Origin of the sequence: Flagellimonas ochracea, from assembly GCF_009903685.1 — a bacterium.
In the GTDB taxonomy this organism is placed as follows: domain Bacteria; phylum Bacteroidota; class Bacteroidia; order Flavobacteriales; family Flavobacteriaceae; genus Flagellimonas; species Flagellimonas ochracea.
Window position 1 is genome coordinate 139543 of record NZ_JAAABI010000006.1, and the last position, 20709, is coordinate 160251.

Here is a 20709-nt window from a genome sequence, read left to right on the forward strand (position 1 = left end):
TTTCACTTTTTAATCGAAAATGGTGAAGCACTAGTCACTAAAGAGCACATGCCTGATCATTAAAATGATGAGAACACTTGCCAATAGATTCATACCAATGTCCTGGATGAACTCGACCAGTTTCACATTATGATCCAACGTGGAAATACCATATTTTGGAAGCAAAGCGATTATGACCGGCAGCAATGCGAATTTAAGCGCATCGATAAGCGTGGGGTAATGGACTTGATACATGCGATATAGGATTAACAAAACGATGGAATAGACTACATGGCCAAGGATAAAGTAGAGTATATTGGGCTGTGAAATGCCATAATCATTTTGAAAGTCCATTTTCATAATGTTATGGGTCACCGAGAAAACGATAGAGATGGAGCAGGTCGAAATAAATGCCAATAAGAGTCTTATCTGTAACATTGGAATCTTATTATGCTCTAAAGATTTGTTTAATTTGGATCACTTCGGTTTTGAAAAGAGTTCCAGAACCAAAAAAACAATATTCATTACAGGTTTTAAGGGCCCTTTGACATGTTCAGCTCGTTTGGAGGTTTCTTTTCGGCGGGGAAATTGGACTGTCAAAAATGCCTAGGTACCCATATTGAAAATACAATGGCCTGCCTGATGCGGTTGGGAAAAGGTAACAATGGATGAAGTCAAGGAGGTTAGAGCTTATTTCCTGAAGGCAGTTGGGGCTTCTCCTTCTCACGGTATTCTTTGGGGGTCATTCCAAACTTTTTTTTGAAAAGCGTATAAAACGGGGATTTGGAATTGAACCCGACCTCGTACATGATTTCATTGATCCGCCAGTCCGATTTGTCATTGGCCAAGAGGAGCCGGGCCGCTTCCTCCAATCTTAGGTGATTCACATAATCCTTGAAATTTTTTCCCCGATATTGGTTGATGGATTGGGAAACCTCCTTGAAATCCTCTCCAATCATCTCGGAAACCTCTTCAATCTTTAGATCCGGGGTCTTAAAGACCATTTGGTTTTTCAGGACCCCATCCAATTTGTCCAATATGGATTTGGCTCTTTCCTGCGTCAATGAGCTGTAGCTGTACTTACCATCTTTCAATGAGGTGATATGACTTCGCAAGACCTTGACGTCGGTCAAAAGTTCCGGGAACTTTAAGGCAACATAGACCAGTGCGTTAATAAAAACAATGATTAGGATAAATTGGATGTTGGCAATCTTTATTATGGCTTCCCTATTGTTTGAAAGGACAGAATCCGAGATAAGAAGGAATTTCACCAGATAATAATTCAGGTTCATCAGGATGGCAAAGCAGATCAACGCGAATAACGTGTTGTATTTGCCCTTGCCCGATGGGTTCTTTTGAATGATCGCAACCCGGGATCTTATAAATTTATATAGGACATAGGACAATAAAAAAGTATTGAAAAAGTCAATTTGAAATGAGAGCAACGGAATGGGATTTTCTGAAGGGTATCCACCCAACATAATGGTTGAAAGGAAATAAATCGTCACATACATGGGGGGCAAGAACAACAAAAGGGTGGAGTGGCGCGAGAATTCTTTAAAGGGTCGTACTTGGAGGTAAGAGGCAAAAAAAAGGAAAAGCAGCGGTCCGTAAAAACTTGTTGTAAAATAATCAAGGAAATAGGCTAAACCCCCGAATCTTTCAACAAAAAAGGGCAACGCAAAGTTAAATGAGCCCCCAAGTAGGTAAAATCCGAGATAAATATTGCGATGATGGGTTTGATTTCTTTTAGCTAGAAAAACGACCGCGATGCCCAAGCATTGAAAAATGCATGCACCACGAAGTATGCTTAATAACAATTCAGCTCTCATCCTAATTTCCAATCAACATAGGAAGGGGACAACGATCATATCAAGCCAGGTCGTAGTATACCATCTGTCCATTACTGTTGAAATGTGCAAAATTATTGATTAGCTTCAAATGTAAGCAACCTTATGACCAAGTATAGGCAGTATCGGGATATTTAACATATTGAGAATGGTAAGGTCTCCCCGGTATGAAGCAACCGTAATTTTCGGCAAATCCCTAAAACGGATGCCCTGGGCCTTAGGAATCCTTGCTTACAAAAAATTAGGTTCCCAAACCAATTCATGAACCTTTATTGGCTTGGGTGCACCTTACTTGTGCCAGATATGGAAAAAGTTTTGCTCATTGCAGTTTTGTTCTTCTTTAAGGTGTATGGTTTGTCCGCCCAACTGGCTGAAGTGTCCCGTACCGATTTTAAAAACCGGGTTCCTGCCGAAAAATTGAAGTATGCCATGTTACAGGAGGGGGATTCCCTGGGCTGGACCCAAATCGAGTATTACTACAGCGACGATATCCTCTGGTTTCATGAGGAGGTAGAAGCCATTTTTAATGACAATGTGCTCAAAGAGACCCTTGCCACAGCGTATAACTACTCAATTCACAGGATGATATCCACTGTGGCCGAGATAGAATATACAGGAAAAGTAAAAAGAACACAGGTTGAATGGTCTGTCGATAACGATTCCCTTTTTGTACATTCAGGAATTAAGGACACGTTGATTGCCGCAGAAACTTCCCATCTCGATAGGTCCTTGGGCCTTTTCGTCCTCCCTAAATTAGTGGACAGCAGGGAAGACAATGTCTCCTTTAAACAATTCAATGTTCTTGATTTAGCATTCAGAATTGTTTACCTAAAATATGAGGGGGAACAGATATTGGCGACGCACATGGGCAATAAAGAGTGTGCCGTTATGTCTTTTGAGGGCGGTATGGCCGAACAAACCTTTTATATTGACAGGAAGACCCATAGGATTATAAGGATTGATATTCCCAAACTGGGTTGGAGCTATAGGTTGGCTACAAGTCTCCCTATTTCACAGCACCAAGGTATCAATGTGGATTGAACGTGATATTACTGGATTTTTCAGGGAATCTGGGCGGCCTTTAAACGCAGTAGGTGAATATAAACAAGGAAATGCAGGTGCCGAAGTGCCCTAAACTTGGTTTTGGATACCAAGCGTTTGAACCTTTGCCATGCTAGAGTCCTTTAGGGACGATCTCGGCATTTGGGATACTCGTGCAGGGTGAAAATATGGTCCATTCTGATTGGTACCTGCCTGAACTCCACGGCAGGAGTCCCCAATCTTGGATTAGTTTTGATCAGTTTCTTGAAGATTGTACCAAGAAAGTAGATTTTAAATGGCTTTTCGTAATCCTGCAACGGCAACTAATCATGTCACTTTTGGCCACTGTGTACTATGGTCCATAGAAGAGCTAGCGAAAGGACAAATCTGTTTTGGTTTGGAACTGTACCATAGCAATTACCGAGTGAAGTGTTGCTTTGGGATTGGGGAGCGTTGCACAATCAGGTGGGGTATGACAGGGCACATAGATATTTGGGTTATTACGAAAAATAGGTTCTGAAAGTCATTTCGATACTTCTAGTTGTCCATGGTTAAATAGCTTCACAAACAAAAGACCATTAATCCGGCCAACAAGTATTGCCGGGCGATGAAAAAGCAATACGAAAGATTGTAATCCAAACCTGTCTTAAAAAAATGCATATGAAAACCATTAAGATAAATGGAGAAGACCATTCCCTAGATGTTCCAGGAAATGTTCCCTTACTATGGGTTCTGCGTGATTTTCTGGAATTAACGGGAACCAAGTATTCCTGTGGGATAGGGGTCTGTGGGGCCTGTACCGTCTTGATTGATGGCAAGCCCGTAAGATCGTGTTCCAGATCTCTGGACTCCCTTTCCAATAATAATGTAGTGACCATTGAAGGGTTGGGCGAAGAAGAAAGGCTGCATGAACTTCAAAAGGCTTGGATAGAAAATGATGTGCCACAATGTGGCTATTGCCAAAGTGGGCAGATAATGAGCGCACTGGCTCTTTTGAGCGTGAATGCAGATCCATCGGATGCGGATATCAATCAGGCAATGGCAGGTAATCTCTGTCGGTGCGGAACCTATCTAAGAATTCGAAAGGCCATCAAACAGGCTGCTTCCATGCTACGAAACACTAAAAATGACATATCAATCAAGACCATTGGAAACAAAGGTCACAAATCACTATTACCATAAAACGAAGAGAATTTATCCAAACAGCGGCAATCAGCGGGGGAGGTCTGTTGATAAGTGTGTCCATTCCCGTGGGATGTGCCCCAAAAAAGAGGTCCAAACAAAACTGGATGCCCAATTTTTTCATTCGCATAAGTCCGGACAACACTATTACGTTTCTGTGTGCCCGGTCTGAAATGGGACAGGGAACTTCCACGGGGCTGGCAATGATTGCTGCTGATGAGCTGGGAGTGGACATGGACCAAATTGAAATCGAATTCTCAACAGGCAGCAGCGAACGGTATGGTAATATGCAGGATACTGGGGGCAGCAATGGCATTCGTATGCAATGGCCTGCCCTGCGAAAGGCGATAGCCACCACCAGGGAACTACTTATTCTTGCTGCATGCAATAAATGGGAAGTGCTCCCAAAGGATTGCTACTGTGAAAAGGGAATAGTAAATCATAGGCTTTCAGAAAAAAAGGCAGCTTTCGGTGAGCTCCTGGAGATCGCATCCACTTTGGCTGCTCCCAAGGATGTAAAGCTGAAGGAGCCCTGCGAGTTCAAATATATCGGCAAGTCCATCATAGGGCCCAAGACCAAGTTGGCGGCCACGGGAAGGACAAACTATAGCCTCAACCTGAAGTTTGAAGACATGCTCTACGCTGCAATAGAACGTTGTCCCGTATGGGGTGGGCGTTTGGTTTCCTTCAATGATGATAAGGCCAGAAGAGTTCCAGGGGTAATCGAGGTCGTTCAGGTTAAACCTTTGGAAGAGCAACCTGATGACTATAAAGGGGGTGTACGGCACGGTGTAGCGGTCCTTGCGAGTAACACCTGGGCCGCATTTGAAGGGAAGAAGGCTCTTGAAATTCAATGGGATGGTGGAGCCAATGCCAAAAAGTCAGATGAGGACATCAAAAGGGAATTGATACAGGACAGCCTCTCCAACAATGACATCAGTTTGGAGATAGACGAAGCAAACCGAGTATTTAAAAAAGGTGACGATTTTTTTTCAGCCTATTACAGTTCCCCTTTTCAGGCCAACGCATGTATGGAACCCCTGAATGCCACGGCATACCATCGTGGGCATAAAATCGAAATATGGGCCGGCACCCAGTCCCCGAGCATTACCAGGGACCGGATATCGGAACTTATGGGACTTCCTCCAGCGGCCATTACCGTAAACAACCTGCCTTCCGGTGGCGGTTTTGGTCGCCGCTTTTTTACGGATTATGTTGAAGAGGCCGTGGTCCTTTCCAATCATTTTAGAAAACCTGTCAAGGTGACCTGGACCCGTGAAGATACGTTGGCTACCTCTAAAAATCATCCGTATTGGGTAGATAACTGGGAGGCATCCTTGGACAATAAAGGGGTTCCTATTGCATTCAAATATAAGGGAGCGATAGCGGGCCCGAGTGGTTTTACTCCATTTCCCTATGGAATACCGACTACCTTTTACAGGCCATTGGGCTACAGATATCCACGTTTGTTGCCTAGGGCTTCTTGGCGAAGTGTGGCGGCCCACCCTTGGGGCCTGTCGCTGGAAAGCTTCATAGACGAATTGGCACATAGGGCACGGATAGACCCTCTCGAATTTAGAATCGGTTTATTGAAGAACGCAGATGTCGTGGAACAGGTTTTTGAACCTTGGGTTGGTGATGATCTTTATCCCGATAAACTTGGAAACACCTTGGAGATTGCCGCTGAAAAGGCAAATTGGGGCGTAGGTAAGGAAAGGGGCATTTATCAAGGGGTTTCCTCAATCAGTTATAACACTTCCTACTGCACCCAGATAGTAGACCTTTCGATAGTCGGTGAGGATATATTGAAGATCCATAAGGTCACCGCAGTGGTCGATTGTGGTCTCGTAATCAATCCAAGCCAGGCAACGGCCCAAGTGGAGGGCAGTATCGTTTGGGGGTTGACAGCACTTTTGAAGAATCCGATAACGGTGAGAAATGGAAGGGTTCAGCAAAGAAACTTTGATACATACGAGCTGCTCAAAATGGCAGAGGTTCCCGAAATAGAAGTGTATTTTGTGGATAATGAAAATGCTCCGACAGGAATCGGTGAACTTGCTGTTCCGGGTCTCGCTCCAGCAGTTTTGAACGCTGTTTATGCGGCAACTGGCAAAAGAATTAGGGACCTGCCCTTAAAGCAGCCAAAAATCGTTTAGCGCCTTTGGAGAAGATCTGGTATTGATCGATTCGCCAATGGATATGTCCTCTCGGGTTATGCCCCACCACAATTGGGATATAGGGGTGGAGTATAAGTTAATAAAATGAACAGATGCTTGAAGGAATCACTGATGGGAATTTGGGTGGCAATATTTTATGGGGCGGCGTTTTATCAATGGGATATCTGGGGTTGTTGGTCCTGATACTGGGCTCTTACGGCGTATGGAGGGAACAATTAATGGGCCTGTCGATGTATTCAATAGGCCTTCGAATCGGCAAATCGTAGTTTTTTACCTCTTTTCCGGGATATCCCTGTTCGGCACTACCTTGGACTGGTGGGAATATGGGTCCTTGGGCTGTTGGCACTGATGAGCGTGAGCTCAAAACCATTGACAAATAGAGGAAGGGAACATCTTACAGAATCCAACAATTGTGCCTAGGAAATCAGTCAGGGAATTTTAGAATAAAACAAAATGTAAACATAATGAACAGATTTTGCCATCTAAGTCTTCTGTTGACTCTTTTGTTCACAGGACATACCCTTATTGGGCAAGTCTCACTTGCTCCAAATCCCATTGCCCCCGAAGGGCTTTCACAGTTTCAGTTTTTGGCTGGAAACTTCTCGGTCCTGGGAAGAAGCAAAACAAAAGGAGGGTATTTGGATTACCAAGGACAATGGAATGGTTACTATTTACTGGACGGGTATATTTTTACCGATGAATTCTCAATAAAGGATAAACTAGGCAATGTACATTTCTTGGGAATCACCTATAGGTCGTACGATCCAATAGACGATACTTGGACGATGAAGTTCTATGACGGCATTAAAAGAGAATGGATTGATACTTTTCATGGGAAAAGGAAGGGTGGTGAGATGCATTTGGTTGCCAAGAATAAGGATTCGGAGGGTAGGCAGTTCATTTCTAGGATTAAATTTTACGATATGGATGAAAATGGTTTCAAATGGAAATCAGACCGATCGTATGACAATGGTAGGAGTTGGATTGAGGATTTTGGTATTATTAAAGCCATCCGTGTGCAATAAGCGTCCTATTATGGTTTGGTTTATCCAGAGACAGTTTATCCCTTCTCTCCAGACATTGTTGGGCAGCCTTTTATCGGACAACCTCGATGACGGATGAATCCGTGTCACATTTTGTAACGTCTCCCCAAGGGGCGGGACACTAGTGGCGAAACATACATTCCCAAACTTTTGGATTTTGTAGTTATGGGTTCTTTCTGATTTCCCAAGTGGCAAAAACATATCACAGACTGTAAATCCTATTAGATTGATTACTTTGAAAAAAAGTCTGATACAGAATAGAGGGTACTTTTATCCAAGACCAATGCATAAATTCTTGCTTCACCCGTTCTATCGCTTTCAAAAAAAATAGTATTGCCATCTGGGCCCCATACCGGATTGTTGTCTGAAGCATTGCTCTTGGCAACATTTACTTTTTTTCCACCTGTTCTGTCCATAACATATACGGTTGGTTTATCCTCAGGGCGGGCGACCCATGCAATCTTATCGCCCAAAGGTGACCAAACCGGATTGTTATCCCGAAAAGTGTTTTTGGTCAATCGTATCAAGTCTTTAGTTTTGATATTCATTTTGTAGATTTCAGAGTTGCCATCGCGTAGGGAAACCCAAATAATCTCTTTTCCATTTGGAGAAATTGATTGATTGAAATCAGGTGTTTGAACGCTATCAATAATGCTTAGATGTTTAGTTTTGAAGTCTATATAGGCTATGTCATATTGCTTGCCCTCAGTCGTGGTCAATGAGATATCATAATTATTGGGGGAAAACCGTGCATAGTAAGATTTCGGTTGGTTTACTGAATATTTTTGTGCCATACCTGTACTGACATGAATTATGAAAGGACCCTCAGGACTTGAGTACATCAAATATTTATCATCAAATGACCAATTCAATAAATCGGGGGAATTCGCACCATGGGTGATTTGCCTTTTTTGCTTTCCATCTGGGTTCATGATATAAACCTCCTTATTTCCAGAAGCATTGGAAAAAAATGCAATTTGACTACCCTTATTGGACCAAACGGCGCCTTCTTCATCAACAGTTTTGCTGTTGGTAAGATTAATTTCCCCTTCCTTTTTGGAATACTTAATAAGGTCTTTGTTGCCTAGCTCTTCCCGAGTCAAAATTAAAGCACTTGCAGGGGTTGACCAATTTGGTGAGGATTCAATGATTAGCTTAGTAACACTTTTTGATATTTTTATTCCTGAGAAATTCTGATGTGACCCATTGGTAGTGAAAGTTCCTTCCACAACATCATCAGATACTCGATTAAATTCACCATGGATTTTATAATCAGAACCAAGGATACCAAAAAAAATTAAGGAGTCGTTGCCAATATTGGTTATTTGAACAGAAGTATTTCCCAACGAATAACTTTCAAACCTTCCTCGAAATTCATCATCCAATTTCAAAATACTCAAATTGAATTCAAGCTTTTTGCCATCCGTGGATTTAAACTCCCAAACCCCGCCAAGTTGAAAAAAATTACCCTTCTGTCCAAAAAGACATCCGTAATTCGTCAAAGAACAAAGTACCCATATTAATAGAAAATTCCTCATAATTCATAATTAAATTGAAAATTCACCTCAGAAAATAAATCAAAATCACAATTGTATTATTTGTTTCAATGTTTCCTTTTAACCGCCCCGACTATTAAAACATTGTGGGGGGTCAAAAATCTTGGAAAAAAGTTCTCAATCGGTAATAGAACTTTTAGCCCCGAGATTAGTCCCGTATACTTAAAAGCAAAAAAAACAACGTCTTTTAATTTGTAATAATTTTACTGTTGTTGGCCCAAAAAAGCTTTGACTTTTAAAATTTATAGTTGACCCAATTCCATCAACTAGAATGTGGACCACTTAAAGGGGCATCGACTGGACAATAGTGATCTTTACCAAATTTAATTGGGTTCACAACCCCTAACTACGCCTAATTTTTTACTATTTTCCGCGTAAAAATAGCAGTTGCGGCCGATACTAAGATGCCAACAACAATACCTGCCAGAGTCCCAAACTTTAAATAAAACAATGGCGTAATACCTTCCTTAATCTTTACAACTAACTGGGTATAATTGGCATCTTCTTTATCCAGTGTGTTGATTGCATTTTCAACTACCGTTCTTACCATGAGATCATCTATATAAGTCAAATAAACATACATGAACAATGAACTCACCATTGCCGCCAGTAAGCTAATCAGAGCACCAAAGAAAAATCTTGACTTATATGATGTCTGATAAACCTTGTCAAGGTTTTTTTGGCCAATAAATATGACTATTAGGTATGGGGTATACCCAAGCCAACCTGCCCATTCGGTGCCGGATACTCCCAATAAATTGGTCAATAGGAAATAAATTATAGTCGCTATCGACAATATTAGACCATATCTAATTACTTGTTTTCCCAGGTTATCAAAGTTTATTGAGAAAATTGCAATTAATTATGCAAAAGTCGCTCAGATTATTGTGCAAGCTTTTAAAAAAAAAGATGGATAAGGTTCTAAAAGAAATAAGAGTACCACATTGTACGGTACCTTTAGCAATAAGGAATACCATTTCGTTTACAAACCTTTATCCTCATCTTCAAATTAAAAAGGACAAACGGAGCCAAAGTGCTTCTTGCGTATTCCAAAGAATGAATAAATACTCAATCGACTTTATTTACTGGAGTGAACATGGAAATTGATACTGATTTTTAAAATACTTTTTAAAGACCCACTCAGAAAAATCCCAATTTCTTTTTTTTTGCAATTACTAACATTTGTATCAATGTCCCTTACATTTTATAATATCTGTTCATTGTAGTATCAAAATCGCCTATCAGTCTTTCCTGCTCCGTAAACCTTTCACAATGCTTATCAAGTTCTAAAAATTCTTTGGAGTATTTTTTATGGAAATTATCCCGGTCTTCCTTTGTGTTCCAATAATCAACTGTTAGGAATCGATTTGTACTATGCATATCTTGATCAAGATCAGTTGCAAAATATCCTTTGCCCTTTCTAAATAATTGAACCCAATCTCCCTCAGGGCCATATACTTTCTCAAATTCCGTCATATACTCCTCTTTGACAATATATTCCCAGATGTAAGCAAAAACCTTTTTTGTCATAACTATCACTCCCAATAACAAAGCACAACGAATCAAACTATGAGCAATAGTACAGATTAGCATTGAAACTCACAAGCATGAACCATGTTGAGCATCCTTCGGCATTTTCAGAGCAACCAACAACAAATAACTACCTGTAGTCAGATACGGAATAAAAAGGAGTTCTCAGTATCGTTGATAAACAGGCAGAACTCGATTGAAATAGGTGTTATTAGTTCAAAAATAAGTTTCAGCACCTTTATTTGATCCTTTTTAAACAACTTGCATTAAGGAAGCGATTTGAGCTTGGTATTTACAAATATGATTATATGGGATTTATATAAGACGGGAAGTTTTGAACAATAATCTCTCAGTTCGCACATTTTAGCCACAATCATTTTCACAAAATAACATAAACATGAAGATCAACTTCCATATCATCCTCCAGTCGTTAGCCTTTATTCTGATGGGATTTAACTATAATTCACAAGAGAAAACATCCTATAGAGAAAGGCATGTAACTATTACTTCCAAAGACAACTTTAAACAGCACGGAGTGTTGTACACCCCACAAAACAGTGGAAAATTAACTCCGGCAATAGTAGTTGGTCATGGATCCGCTCCTTCCACCTATGAAGATGTAGGATATTATACCTACTTAGCTCAAAAACTGGGCTTTGTCGTGCTTGCATATGATAAGAGGGGTGTAGGAGAATCTAAAGGTATTTATAGACGCTTTAATCTCAGTGAAAGCCAAGAATCGTTTGATCTTCTTTCAAATGACATGTCCCTTTGGGTAGATTTTCTTGCCAGACAACAAGGAGTAGACTCAAACAATATTGGACTGCTAGGAGGAAGCCAAGCTGGATGGATAATGCCCTTTACGGCTTACAAGAACAATAAAGTCAAATTCATTATTTCAGGCGAAGGAACCCCTTTATCTGCAGGTGAGGAACAATATTTTAGTGAATTGACGGATGACAGACTGGATGGTCCAATGTCCATTAAAGAGGCTGATGCTAAAATGAGTGAATTTAATGGACCTAAAGGCTTTGACCCAAGAGACATACTTAAAAAGATAGATGTCCCTATTCTTTGGATTTTTGGAACTAGTGATCCCGTTATTCCTGTTGATGCTTCTATTAGAGAATTAAAAACCATGGAACACCCCAAACATGAAATTGTAGTGCTAAAAAATGGCAATCATGACTTTGTCAATGTTGAGACGGGAGTGAGTTACAATTTGTTGGAATATATAGGACCATGGTTAGCCAAGATAGGAGTAAGCAAATGATACTCCTGCCAAAAAATCCAATTTCCTCAAATGAAATCAATCAAATGACCAGACACTCCCTTTGGGGTACTTTGATGGACTTACAGCAGAAATTCAAGAAACTTAAAGAGTCATTTAAAATTTGAATTGCCACGTTTTAAGTTAAGGACGAAAAAAACTAGGTTATTTGAGCTTTCATTCAAAATTAGCTCCCATAAAAGGGGAACCGGCAAAATGCAACGACTAAAACTTACCCAACCAAATGGAGAATTTACTGCTCAAAATGAAAATTGAACTATCTACGATTAGGTATCTAAAACTGTTTTTATATCAATGTAAATCTCCAACCAAAAGTGGACTTGGCCCGTTCAAATTCGTTTGAAGACGTACAAGGAAGACTACAATACTAATGCAGTCATAAATATAGGTTGACAGAAATATTCTATTAAAGTTACCTATTCGGTGAGCAAAAAAACGCAAAGACTCTGAAACTCCAGCAAATTCAGCTATTTAAAATTTAGGTTCGAGATTTTATACTAAGGAAAAAACATAATTAAAGCCAATAAAAACCTTTAAGTTTTAGGGGGTTTAATTAAAAAATCTTCGAGATAAACCTTAATGATGTTAGGGGTTTCATCCATGCAGTGCGTTTCATCTAATTATTTGATAATTAGTCTATTATAATTTAGAAATTCCCGTCAATTAGTAACTTGTAATTATTCCCCCTTTGATTCTAATTAAACCTCTGTTATAAAATCCAGACTTTGTCTTGAATTGACCTTATTGTCTATTTTAATAGTTAAGCATGAAGGAAATAGCAAGAGGATTTTTTAAGGTCCTAAACTATGACCAAGAAAGAGACCGCTAACAACGATCGGCCCGAGAAAAGTGATGGACTCTCAAGAGGACCACAGAAAATTCCACCTATCATAAACGCCCATTCCCATGTCTTCACGGCAAGGCACGTACCACCTTTATTAGCGAAAAGGTTCGTTCCCTTTCCATTTTACTACCTAGTTCATCTTGATGTGGTCATAGGATTTTATAAATTCTTGAAGGAATTCAAAGGACTGGCGTATAGCAATTGGCATAGGGCGGTGAAGAGATTCTTATATTTTGTATCCGTTACTATACGTCGAAACTTCCTGTTGGCCTTAATCTCATGGATTCTTGGTGCTTGGTTGTCTATACTGACCTTTTACTACATTTATGATTTTCTGATTGAACTTACAAACACCTCGGGTGGGAGCTCATGGTTGGGCCAGGGCATTGAATGGCTAAGGGAACTGATGTCTTCCAATGGAATATTCCCCAAAAAACCTCCCATCCTGCTTAAGATAGCAATTGCACTATTTGTTTTTGTATTTGTAAAGTCGGGGCGCAACCTAATCATATTCCTTTTTAAAAAAATGTTCACCTTCTTTAAAGTACTTCCTGGGAAGGAGACCAAAAAGTTGATTGAGCGCTATATGCTGATAGCTAAGTTTGCAGTCTACAAAAAGCAGACTACCATATTTTCCAAAATGAAGGAACAGTATCCAAGGGGTTCTGGATTCGTCCTATTACCCATGGACATGAAATATATGGGTGCCGGTAGGGTTAAGGACTCTTACCTCTCTCAGCTCAAGGAGTTACAGAAAATCAAAATCTCCAGTACCTACAAAAAGCAGGGGGTTGGCGTTTACCCTTTTGTATTTGTGGACCCTCGTCGGATTCGGGACGATAAAAAACCAAAGTCAGTAAGAATTTCGAAAGGGCACCAACTTTTCAATTTTAGCACCAAAGGACACAAGGTTATCCTTGAGGAATGCATCATTAAGACTTACATGGAGGACCACGGGTTCAACGGATTCAAAATCTATCCGGCGATTGGGTACTATCCCTTTGAAAAAGAGCTACTACCTCTTTGGAAATATGCCGTAGATAATGAGATCCCCATTATGAGTCACTGTATCAAAGGTACCATTTTCTATAGGGGGAGAAAAAAAAGGGAATGGGATGAGCATTGGGTTTTCAAAGACGAGGAAACCAAGAATCAACTTTTATTACCTGAAGTGAAGAATATTGATTTCCAAAGAAACTTCACCCACCCCATGAACTTTTTATGTCTTCTGGAAGAGCCGCTGCTCCGCGTGTTAATTGGACATTACGATGACCAACAGCTTAAGGACCTTTTCGGCTATAAAGGACCGGATTCGCCCATGGACAAAAACCTTAACGGACTTAAAATCTGTCTTGCGCATTATGGAGGTGAAGACCAATGGAAGAGATATTTGGAAAAAGACAGTTATGGGTACATTCAACAGATTATAAAAGCACCCGGAACCGGAATCAAGTTTATCAAAACTCAGGACGATACCGACAAAATAGATTATGACCGCTTGGCACAGTTATGGAAATATGTGGATTGGTACAGTATCATCAGTAGCATGATGATGCAGTACCCAAATGTATATGCCGATATCAGTTATATACTACACGACCCCTCCATTTTCCCCTTACTAAAGGAGACTCTGAAACCCAAGTACGGAAAATTAAGGGAACGGGTATTGTATGGAACGGATTTTTATGTGGTGCGCAACCACAACTCCGAAAAAGAGCTTTTCGTGTCCAGTGACTTTTTGCTGGAAGAACAAGAATTTAATCGAATTGCAAGATTAAATCCGAAACATTATCTGTCATGAGTAGTCAACAATCATTGTAAAAACAATCAATGTCATATTCTCCTGCCTTTTTAAAATCCGATATAGTTCCATTTCCAACTCTAAATGAAAATCAAAGAAATAGTTTTAATGAGGAAAATCTTGATGTTAATGATTATCTCCTTTCATACGACAACTTTAGTCTATTACATAATCCATTTAGAAAATTCCCATTTTACACGGCAACCAACATTGATGGCAAGCTGATAAAGGAAATCAAGCGAAAAGAGCTTTTTGATGGTAACGGAGACAAATGGACAAAAGATTCCAGGATTCCCGATAATCATCAATTTGGGACTGAGCTTTACTCCGCTGAAAAGAGCGATTTCGATAGAGGCCATATGACAAAGAGAGAAGACGTACAATGGGGCATAGATATTGAAAGTGCCAAAAAAGCGGCTGAATCTACTTTTTTTTACACCAATGCCATTCCTCAGCACAAAAAACTGAATAGGGGTATTTGGTTAAAACTAGAAAACTACATACTTCATCATGAAACCATAAGCAAAAACCTGAAAATAATTTTGTTTACAGGCCCTGTTTTACGAAATCAAGATCCAGAGTTCGTTACTCCAATAAACGGTATGCCCATCAAGTTGCCCACTCTATTTTGGAAGGTAATTTACTATGAAAATTCCGAAAACGAACTTATGCGGGTTTCGTTTATCACCAATCAGCAGGATATTCTTGAAAAGAATAGGGTAATAAAGCCCATCATAGTAAGAACGGTTGATAGACTTCCAGAAAAATCTCAACACAACTTTCAAAAATTTAAGGCTGCCGAAACATATCAGACAGATGTTTCCCTTATTGAATCTTTAACAAATCTGACTTTTCATAAGGCTATCGAAATTTTTAAGGAAAAAAGACCTGTGAGGCTGATTGAGCAGTCGACCAATGTCAGAGGGTTAACCGACACTGTCATTATAAAAAACATCACTTTATAATACTGCTTAGTTTATGAGTTATAAAATTCTCTTGTTTTGGTCAAATCCGGTGGATCGCGAAAGCCTCAAGTTGGTAGAGGAAGAAAACCTTATTTCAGATTTTATCAAAAAAACCGGTGCAAATGAGTTTGAGTTTGACTCACGTGGAGGTGCTAAGGTAGAAGATTTTTGGGATATGGTAATGGAACATGAACCAAAACTAGTTCATATATCAGCCCATGGTACAGAGAATAACGAAGTCTGTTTTGAAGACAGAGAAGGTTATGAAGAGAAAATCAATATACATGATATCATCGATTATTTAAATGACATTAAATCCATCGAATGCTTGATTTTAAATTCCTGCTACAGTTCCAGAAATATAGATGAAGACAGAATTAAATTCAATTATCTAATAGGGATGAACAAAAAAATACCAGATGATACCGCCCACCTTTTTTCAAATTCTTTTTACAATGCCTTGTTGAAAAAAAGGGGTGTCAGAAATGCATTTAAACTAGCTCTCGGTAGAATAAAATTGTCATATAGAGAGGAATCAAAAATTCCAAAATTAATTGAAAAAGAAGAGATTATATCTAATAGAGCAGTGGATGAAAATCAAAATGAAGAGAAACTAATCTCAACAGAAGAAATTGAGTCACTCAAAAACTCCGTGAAACAATATTGGCATCCAATCTTAATCGCTTTCATATCAATTTTAATAAGTCTTTGTTGTTTCATGATAATTGGGAGCAAAAGTGATAGTACCGCTAAAATAGCAGGCATTCTTGTTTTGGCCGTAGGGCTAATTTGGTCATTGTTAATTTTCAGGAAAATACAGCGAACATTACAAAAAATAGAAGTATTGGAAATTAAAAGAAATCGATACCTAAAGGCTCTTGGGAAGTTAAACCAAGAGGATATAACCGAACTGAATAATGATTTTTACAAATTAATGTAGTATACATGAAAACTGATTCCAAAAACAAACCTTCGAAAACTGTGTTCCAAAAAAAACTTGACAGTTTGAAGAAACGAGAGCGTGTCGCTTCATTGGTAGGAATACTTAGCTTAATAGTTGTTGCTTCTATAATATTGTTTACGGTTTACAATAATAATCTAAGAAACCAAGAAATTGAAGTAAAAGAAAGACAGATTGATACCCTAAGGTTAATGCTTCAACACAGAGATAGTTCTTTAAATGATTTTCAGAACAGAACTATCGAGTTATTGGATAGTATATCCGAAGTGGTGAGACAGAGAGACCAACAGGAAAAGGTTTTGCATTATAATAAAAAAGCTATTCAAATACTTCAAAATCCAGATGCCATAATATCCCAATCCGAGACTTGGTCAGGTCGTTCCGGAAATCTTTTTTTTAAAAATGTAAACGTTGTTCTTAATGGCAAAGGCAATGTTAATTTAAGGGCAGAGATTAGTTCAAAAAGTCAAACTCGTTCATCTGGTAGGCTTCTAATAGAGTTTTTTAATGATTCAAACTCTGAAGTATACAGTAAAGTCGAGAATTTTAACATGAAACCTGTTTCAGTTTTCTCCGCTAAATCGCGTTTAACCGAATACGAAAACAGAAGCTTTTCCATTCCAATAGATAAGTATTTAGACATTACTTCAATCAAAGTGAAATCTCTTTAGCATTGGTTGATTCACAAAAAATGACCAATTGGGTGAACATAAATTTATTAATCTTTAGATGGACAAAACTTATTGAAATCTTGAGAGATAGGTTCGAGTCCTTCTGAAAAATTCTTAACGGAATCAATCATTCTGGAGGCATGTTATTACCAGAATGAAATTTATGTGAGCTGAAAAAAAATGTCCTAACTAATAATGATTTTCTCATCAAAAAGAACCATAATTTAACATGTTCAAAGAGCATTCACCCATCCATCAATGATAGCGAATTCTTTCTTTAAATTCATCGATATTAGAATCCTTTTCTTATTGTTAGTGTTTACCTTTTTGGGCTCATGCGGGGTTTCAAAAATAAATGAGAGGGGTTTCACCAAAATTCAAAAAAAGCAATATTCAGAGGCGGATAAGTTGTTTTCAAAAGCCCTTAAAAAAGACCAATCGAACAAAGATTCATATTACGGCCTTGGGATTTCTGCTTATGAGCAAAAAGCATATTCAAACTCCATAAAGTTCTTTAATAAAGCTATTGAATTTGGTAAAATTTCAGCTAGAAAAGATCGTGGTTTCGCTCATTATCACGTTGCTGAAAACCTTCTGCATAAAGGTAGCCATAAAGAAAGCTTGATTGCTATAAACAAATCACTTCTTGACTTTCCAACACTTGAAAGTGCCTTATTATTGAAACCTAGGATTCTTATTGAGAATATTTTGGAGGATATGAATGATAATAAACCAGAAAGTGTAGAAAACAAATATCAGCAGTTGATGAATCAAGATAAAAAATACCTTTATCCCATTGAGGATGATTTTTTAAAGCTTAATCCCCAAGTTCTCCTTTTCTTGGCTAAATATGATTTGTCCAGAGGATATGATAAAATTGCCCTTAGCAGGGTAAAAAAAATAATAAATAGCACCTCCAAATATGCAAATAAATATAATCGTGATGCAATAAAACTAAGAGGGTACATTTATGAGTACAAGTCTCAGAAGGAGTTTGATTCAAACAACTACGATATCGCTTTGGAATATATCCAAAAGGCCCTACGGGATATTCCCAAAAAACAGTCCTTTGTACTTTTAAGAGCAAAAATCTATGAAAAAAAGGCACAGCACCTTCTATCCAAAAATAGCTTAATAGATGCTTTGAAATTTGTAAGTCTTGCCATAGAAGAAGGAGAGTACGATACCCAAAAAAGTTCAATAAAGCTTAGGTCTGAGATTTATTTTGCTTTTGCCGTCAATCAAAGAAAAATAAATGATAAAATACGTTATGCTGAGCTCTCTTACAAAGACGCTCCCTACGACAGCGAGATTAAAGATTATATATACAACCTGTATCTATCATTAGTAGCACTCCTTGTAGATGATAACAACTTGCTTAGGGCAAGAGATATCTTTGAAAAGGCAATTAAGGTAAGCGATGTACATAAGTCAACTTATGGAATGTTCAACCGAAATCTTCGAAATGAAGAAAGCATTTTTCTTGACGCAGCAATTGCTGAAATCTATGCAATAAATCTAAGATATAAAGATGCCATAAATCATTTAAACAAGCATAAATATGATACTAGCTTTTACTACAAGCAACTTTTATATGACTTGGCCCGTTATTATGCTTTAAATAATGAACGACATCTATCACTTCAAACGCTTAGAAACTTCTACACCAAAAAAAACCTCTACTCTTCATATGGTTCTTTTAGAAACAGAGCAAAAAACGACCCCAGTTTTATACTACTAACTGAAGATGAATCCTTTTATGATTGGCTTAATGGTATAAATAGAATTAAGCTGTCCTTAAACAGTTTGGTAAATATTCCTCAAACGGATTGGGCAAGCGAAAGTGATTCTTTCCTACAAATCACCCAAAACTCCAACTCTTTATTGACCACGCCCAAAGCTCAAGATAAATCAAATGTCTACTGGCCAAAGAATTTGTTTCGAGTTGTATTTGACTATGACGTAGATGACCCATTGATTTTCAAGTTGTCTGATTCCGATCTTACCTATGATGATTTAATTTTTTATGGTAAGTATAATGATTTTTATCCGGGTGGATGGAATGTTATTTTGAATGAAAAAACGAATACTGTTTTAAATATAGAAATAGAAGACTGTAGTTCCTGTCCAACCCAATATACTACGTTCAACAGTCTACCACCCAAAAACTCCTTTTTCGCATCTTGGGAAGACAGAAGAATACGTGAAAACCTTGATCACATCTCCACAATTTATGTTCCTAAGATTGCTGAGGATTATGGACGTGTTAATCAGAGCTATTACTTTATTTCAGGGATTATTGACGCTTTAGCACCATGTTTTGCGACTTATGCAGTAGCTATTTCCGAAAGAGGTTTTGTTACAAAACAAATTTTTTACTGGCATATTCAATATTTATGGGGAGAGTTACAATCGTACAAAAGATTTACCATAGAAGCATTTATTGAATACATGGTTTCCAAGGTCGGTAATCGTTTTTTACAAAATGCCAATAATTTTCGTGTTTTCTGTGATTGCGCATATGGCCGAATCAAAGGTTGATTTTCATACTAAAATTTGAGATAATTAAGAATATGCGGTATTAATCTTTCATAGTATGCTTGTAATGAACTCAATACTATCCCTTACGAATGATTTGCATATTAAAATGAAAAATACTGTTTAAATCTTGTTTGTTGACTATCGGGTTCTTAATTAGCTTTATCTAGGGATATACACATTGAATTGCACTACATTAATTGGTTTAACCAAAAAAACCAAGTAATGTATCTAAACCATTTTGTATCCCATTGTAAGATTGAAAAAAAATTAAGTGAAAAAACAATTGAGGCTTATACTTCTGACCTCAAACAATTTAGAAAGTACATAAGAGAAGAATTTGATATCCACGATTTTAGATTAATTCAAAGAGAGCATATTAAGAAGCATTTAGTTCATATTAATAAATACGCTCCTAGAACCGTCAAAAGAAAAATAGCAACCCTCAAAGTATTCTACAGTCATCTGCTATATGAAGATTGCATTTCAGAAAATCCGTTTGATAAAATAAGGATTAACATAAGGGTTCAAAAGTCACTTCCATCTGTATTATCTTTAAACGAGGTTGCCGCAATACTTAAAAAACTACAATCTCAAAAATTAGGGGCTTTAAAGACTTCAATGAGATATCGACAGATTGTTAGAGATATAGCTATTGTTGAGCTGTTATTCGCTACCGGAATTCGTGTTTCAGAGCTTTGTTTTCTTAAAAGGTCAAACATACATTCGGACTTTAGCACAATAAAAATCCTGGGCAAAGGAAATAAAGAACGTATCATCCCCATCACAAATGGGGAGACCATTAACGCATTAGAAGATTATTACAGATTATTTCAGGAAAAAATAAACCAGAACTCTTTCTTTTTTATCAATCGCTTGAATCATCGCATTTCCGAACAATCTGTTCGTCATCTTATCAAAAAAATATCTCAAGAATCAGGTATCAAGCGTGGTATTACCCCTCATGTTTTTAGGCATACTTTTGCTACTCAGCTGTTAGAGGCCAACATTAACATTAGATATATTCAAGAGCTTTTGGGGCATAGCTCAGTAAACATTACCCAGATTTATACCCATGTCAGTCATCAGAGAACTTCAGAGATTCTGAAACTAAATCATCCACGCAATCTTATATCACACAATTAGCCGTCTGAATAACGGATAACTAATTATTATGCCACTTAAAAGTAAGGTGTCAATTCCCCTTGAATTTGTTTTAATAATATCAGGAATGCCCGGTGCAGGAAAAAGCACACTTGCTCTAAATTTGGTTAAAAAAT

The 20709-nt window shown here is 38.2% G+C and carries 17 protein-coding genes; 12 read left to right on the plus strand and 5 right to left on the minus strand.

The window, feature by feature from the left end:
- Positions 1-30: 30 nt before the first annotated feature.
- Positions 31-417 (minus strand): hypothetical protein, encoded by a 387-nt coding sequence (locus GTQ34_RS14545; RefSeq protein WP_166524536.1) that lies wholly within the window; start codon positions 415-417, stop codon positions 31-33.
- A gap of 245 nt (positions 418-662) precedes the next feature.
- A complete protein-coding gene (locus GTQ34_RS14550) occupies positions 663-1493 on the minus strand; it encodes a helix-turn-helix domain-containing protein (RefSeq protein ID WP_166524537.1) in 831 nt (276 codons plus the stop codon).
- Positions 1494-2090: 597 nt separating this feature from the next.
- On the opposite strand from GTQ34_RS14550, the gene GTQ34_RS14555 reads away from it, so the two are divergent.
- The 5 genes from GTQ34_RS14555 (at position 2091) to GTQ34_RS14575 (ending at position 7254) form a co-directional block, all read left to right on the plus strand.
- Entirely contained in the window at positions 2091-2870 is a 780-nt protein-coding gene (locus tag GTQ34_RS14555; protein WP_166524538.1) for a hypothetical protein, read from the plus strand.
- Between the two features lie 660 nt (positions 2871-3530).
- Complete coding sequence (locus tag GTQ34_RS14560) at positions 3531-4052, plus strand: (2Fe-2S)-binding protein (protein WP_166524539.1); 522 nt, start codon at positions 3531-3533, stop codon at positions 4050-4052.
- 68 nt (positions 4053-4120) lie between these two features.
- A complete protein-coding gene (locus GTQ34_RS14565; RefSeq protein ID WP_335341374.1) occupies positions 4121-6208 on the plus strand; it encodes a xanthine dehydrogenase family protein molybdopterin-binding subunit in 2088 nt (695 codons plus the stop codon).
- Positions 6209-6321: 113 nt separating this feature from the next.
- On the plus strand, positions 6322-6495 hold the full coding sequence (locus tag GTQ34_RS14570) for a hypothetical protein (RefSeq protein WP_166524541.1): 174 nt from the start codon (positions 6322-6324) through the stop codon (positions 6493-6495).
- Between the two features lie 198 nt (positions 6496-6693).
- Complete coding sequence (locus GTQ34_RS14575) at positions 6694-7254, plus strand: hypothetical protein (RefSeq protein ID WP_166524542.1); 561 nt, start codon at positions 6694-6696, stop codon at positions 7252-7254.
- Between the two features lie 248 nt (positions 7255-7502).
- Here the strand turns inward: GTQ34_RS14575 and GTQ34_RS14580 are convergent, their stop codons facing one another.
- The 3 genes from GTQ34_RS14580 to GTQ34_RS14590 all read right to left on the minus strand — a co-directional run bounded on the left by GTQ34_RS14580 (position 7503) and on the right by GTQ34_RS14590 (position 10358).
- Positions 7503-8810, minus strand: a complete 1308-nt coding sequence (locus GTQ34_RS14580) for a TolB family protein (RefSeq protein ID WP_166524543.1) — start codon at positions 8808-8810, stop codon at positions 7503-7505.
- A gap of 370 nt (positions 8811-9180) precedes the next feature.
- On the minus strand, positions 9181-9687 hold the full coding sequence (locus GTQ34_RS14585) for a DUF4199 domain-containing protein (RefSeq protein WP_313790513.1): 507 nt from the start codon (positions 9685-9687) through the stop codon (positions 9181-9183).
- A 338-nt stretch (positions 9688-10025) separates the two neighbouring features.
- The gene (locus GTQ34_RS14590; protein WP_166524545.1) at positions 10026-10358 is read right to left on the minus strand and encodes a hypothetical protein; all 333 of its coding nucleotides are present in this window, start codon (positions 10356-10358) and stop codon (positions 10026-10028) included.
- 397 nt (positions 10359-10755) lie between these two features.
- Here GTQ34_RS14590 and GTQ34_RS14595 point away from each other — a divergent pair, with 397 nt between their 5' ends.
- The 7 genes from GTQ34_RS14595 (at position 10756) to GTQ34_RS14625 (ending at position 20575) form a co-directional block, all read left to right on the plus strand.
- On the plus strand, positions 10756-11631 hold the full coding sequence (locus GTQ34_RS14595; RefSeq protein ID WP_166524546.1) for an alpha/beta hydrolase family protein: 876 nt from the start codon (positions 10756-10758) through the stop codon (positions 11629-11631).
- An 824-nt stretch (positions 11632-12455) separates the two neighbouring features.
- Positions 12456-14294 (plus strand): amidohydrolase family protein, encoded by a 1839-nt coding sequence (locus GTQ34_RS14600; protein ID WP_166524547.1) that lies wholly within the window; start codon positions 12456-12458, stop codon positions 14292-14294.
- A gap of 29 nt (positions 14295-14323) precedes the next feature.
- Positions 14324-15259 carry a DNA/RNA non-specific endonuclease gene (locus tag GTQ34_RS14605; protein ID WP_166524548.1) on the plus strand — a complete coding sequence of 312 codons (936 nt, stop codon included), beginning with the start codon at positions 14324-14326 and terminating at the stop codon, positions 15257-15259.
- A gap of 13 nt (positions 15260-15272) precedes the next feature.
- The gene (locus GTQ34_RS14610; protein ID WP_166524549.1) at positions 15273-16199 is read left to right on the plus strand and encodes a CHAT domain-containing protein; all 927 of its coding nucleotides are present in this window, start codon (positions 15273-15275) and stop codon (positions 16197-16199) included.
- A gap of 5 nt (positions 16200-16204) precedes the next feature.
- Positions 16205-16891, plus strand: a complete 687-nt coding sequence (locus GTQ34_RS14615; RefSeq protein ID WP_166524550.1) for a hypothetical protein — start codon at positions 16205-16207, stop codon at positions 16889-16891.
- 258 nt (positions 16892-17149) lie between these two features.
- Positions 17150-19432: a tetratricopeptide repeat protein gene (locus GTQ34_RS14620; protein WP_262885617.1), complete on the plus strand. Its 2283-nt coding sequence runs from the start codon at positions 17150-17152 to the stop codon at positions 19430-19432.
- A 222-nt stretch (positions 19433-19654) separates the two neighbouring features.
- Positions 19655-20575, plus strand: coding sequence for a tyrosine-type recombinase/integrase (locus GTQ34_RS14625; protein ID WP_166524552.1), 921 nt, complete (start codon positions 19655-19657; stop codon positions 20573-20575).
- Positions 20576-20709 lie beyond the last annotated feature (134 nt).

Excerpts from the sequence above, each read along its gene's own strand:
- GTQ34_RS14545 (WP_166524536.1), bottom strand. The coding sequence starts at position 417 with ATGTTACAGATAAGACTCTTATTGGCATTTATTTCGACCTGCTCCATC.
- GTQ34_RS14550 (WP_166524537.1), bottom strand. The coding sequence starts at position 1,493 with ATGTATGTGACGATTTATTTCCTTTCAACCATTATGTTGGGTGGATAC.
- GTQ34_RS14555 (WP_166524538.1), top strand. The coding sequence starts at position 2,091 with ATGAACCTTTATTGGCTTGGGTGCACCTTACTTGTGCCAGATATGGAA.
- GTQ34_RS14560 (WP_166524539.1), top strand. The coding sequence starts at position 3,531 with ATGAAAACCATTAAGATAAATGGAGAAGACCATTCCCTAGATGTTCCA.
- GTQ34_RS14570 (WP_166524541.1), top strand. The coding sequence starts at position 6,322 with ATGCTTGAAGGAATCACTGATGGGAATTTGGGTGGCAATATTTTATGG.
- GTQ34_RS14575 (WP_166524542.1), top strand. The coding sequence starts at position 6,694 with ATGAACAGATTTTGCCATCTAAGTCTTCTGTTGACTCTTTTGTTCACA.
- GTQ34_RS14580 (WP_166524543.1), bottom strand. The coding sequence starts at position 8,810 with ATGAGGAATTTTCTATTAATATGGGTACTTTGTTCTTTGACGAATTAC.
- GTQ34_RS14590 (WP_166524545.1), bottom strand. The coding sequence starts at position 10,358 with ATGACAAAAAAGGTTTTTGCTTACATCTGGGAATATATTGTCAAAGAG.
- GTQ34_RS14595 (WP_166524546.1), top strand. The coding sequence starts at position 10,756 with ATGAAGATCAACTTCCATATCATCCTCCAGTCGTTAGCCTTTATTCTG.
- GTQ34_RS14600 (WP_166524547.1), top strand. The coding sequence starts at position 12,456 with ATGACCAAGAAAGAGACCGCTAACAACGATCGGCCCGAGAAAAGTGAT.
- GTQ34_RS14605 (WP_166524548.1), top strand. The coding sequence starts at position 14,324 with ATGTCATATTCTCCTGCCTTTTTAAAATCCGATATAGTTCCATTTCCA.
- GTQ34_RS14610 (WP_166524549.1), top strand. The coding sequence starts at position 15,273 with ATGAGTTATAAAATTCTCTTGTTTTGGTCAAATCCGGTGGATCGCGAA.
- GTQ34_RS14615 (WP_166524550.1), top strand. The coding sequence starts at position 16,205 with ATGAAAACTGATTCCAAAAACAAACCTTCGAAAACTGTGTTCCAAAAA.
- GTQ34_RS14620 (WP_262885617.1), top strand. The coding sequence starts at position 17,150 with ATGATAGCGAATTCTTTCTTTAAATTCATCGATATTAGAATCCTTTTC.
- GTQ34_RS14625 (WP_166524552.1), top strand. The coding sequence starts at position 19,655 with ATGTATCTAAACCATTTTGTATCCCATTGTAAGATTGAAAAAAAATTA.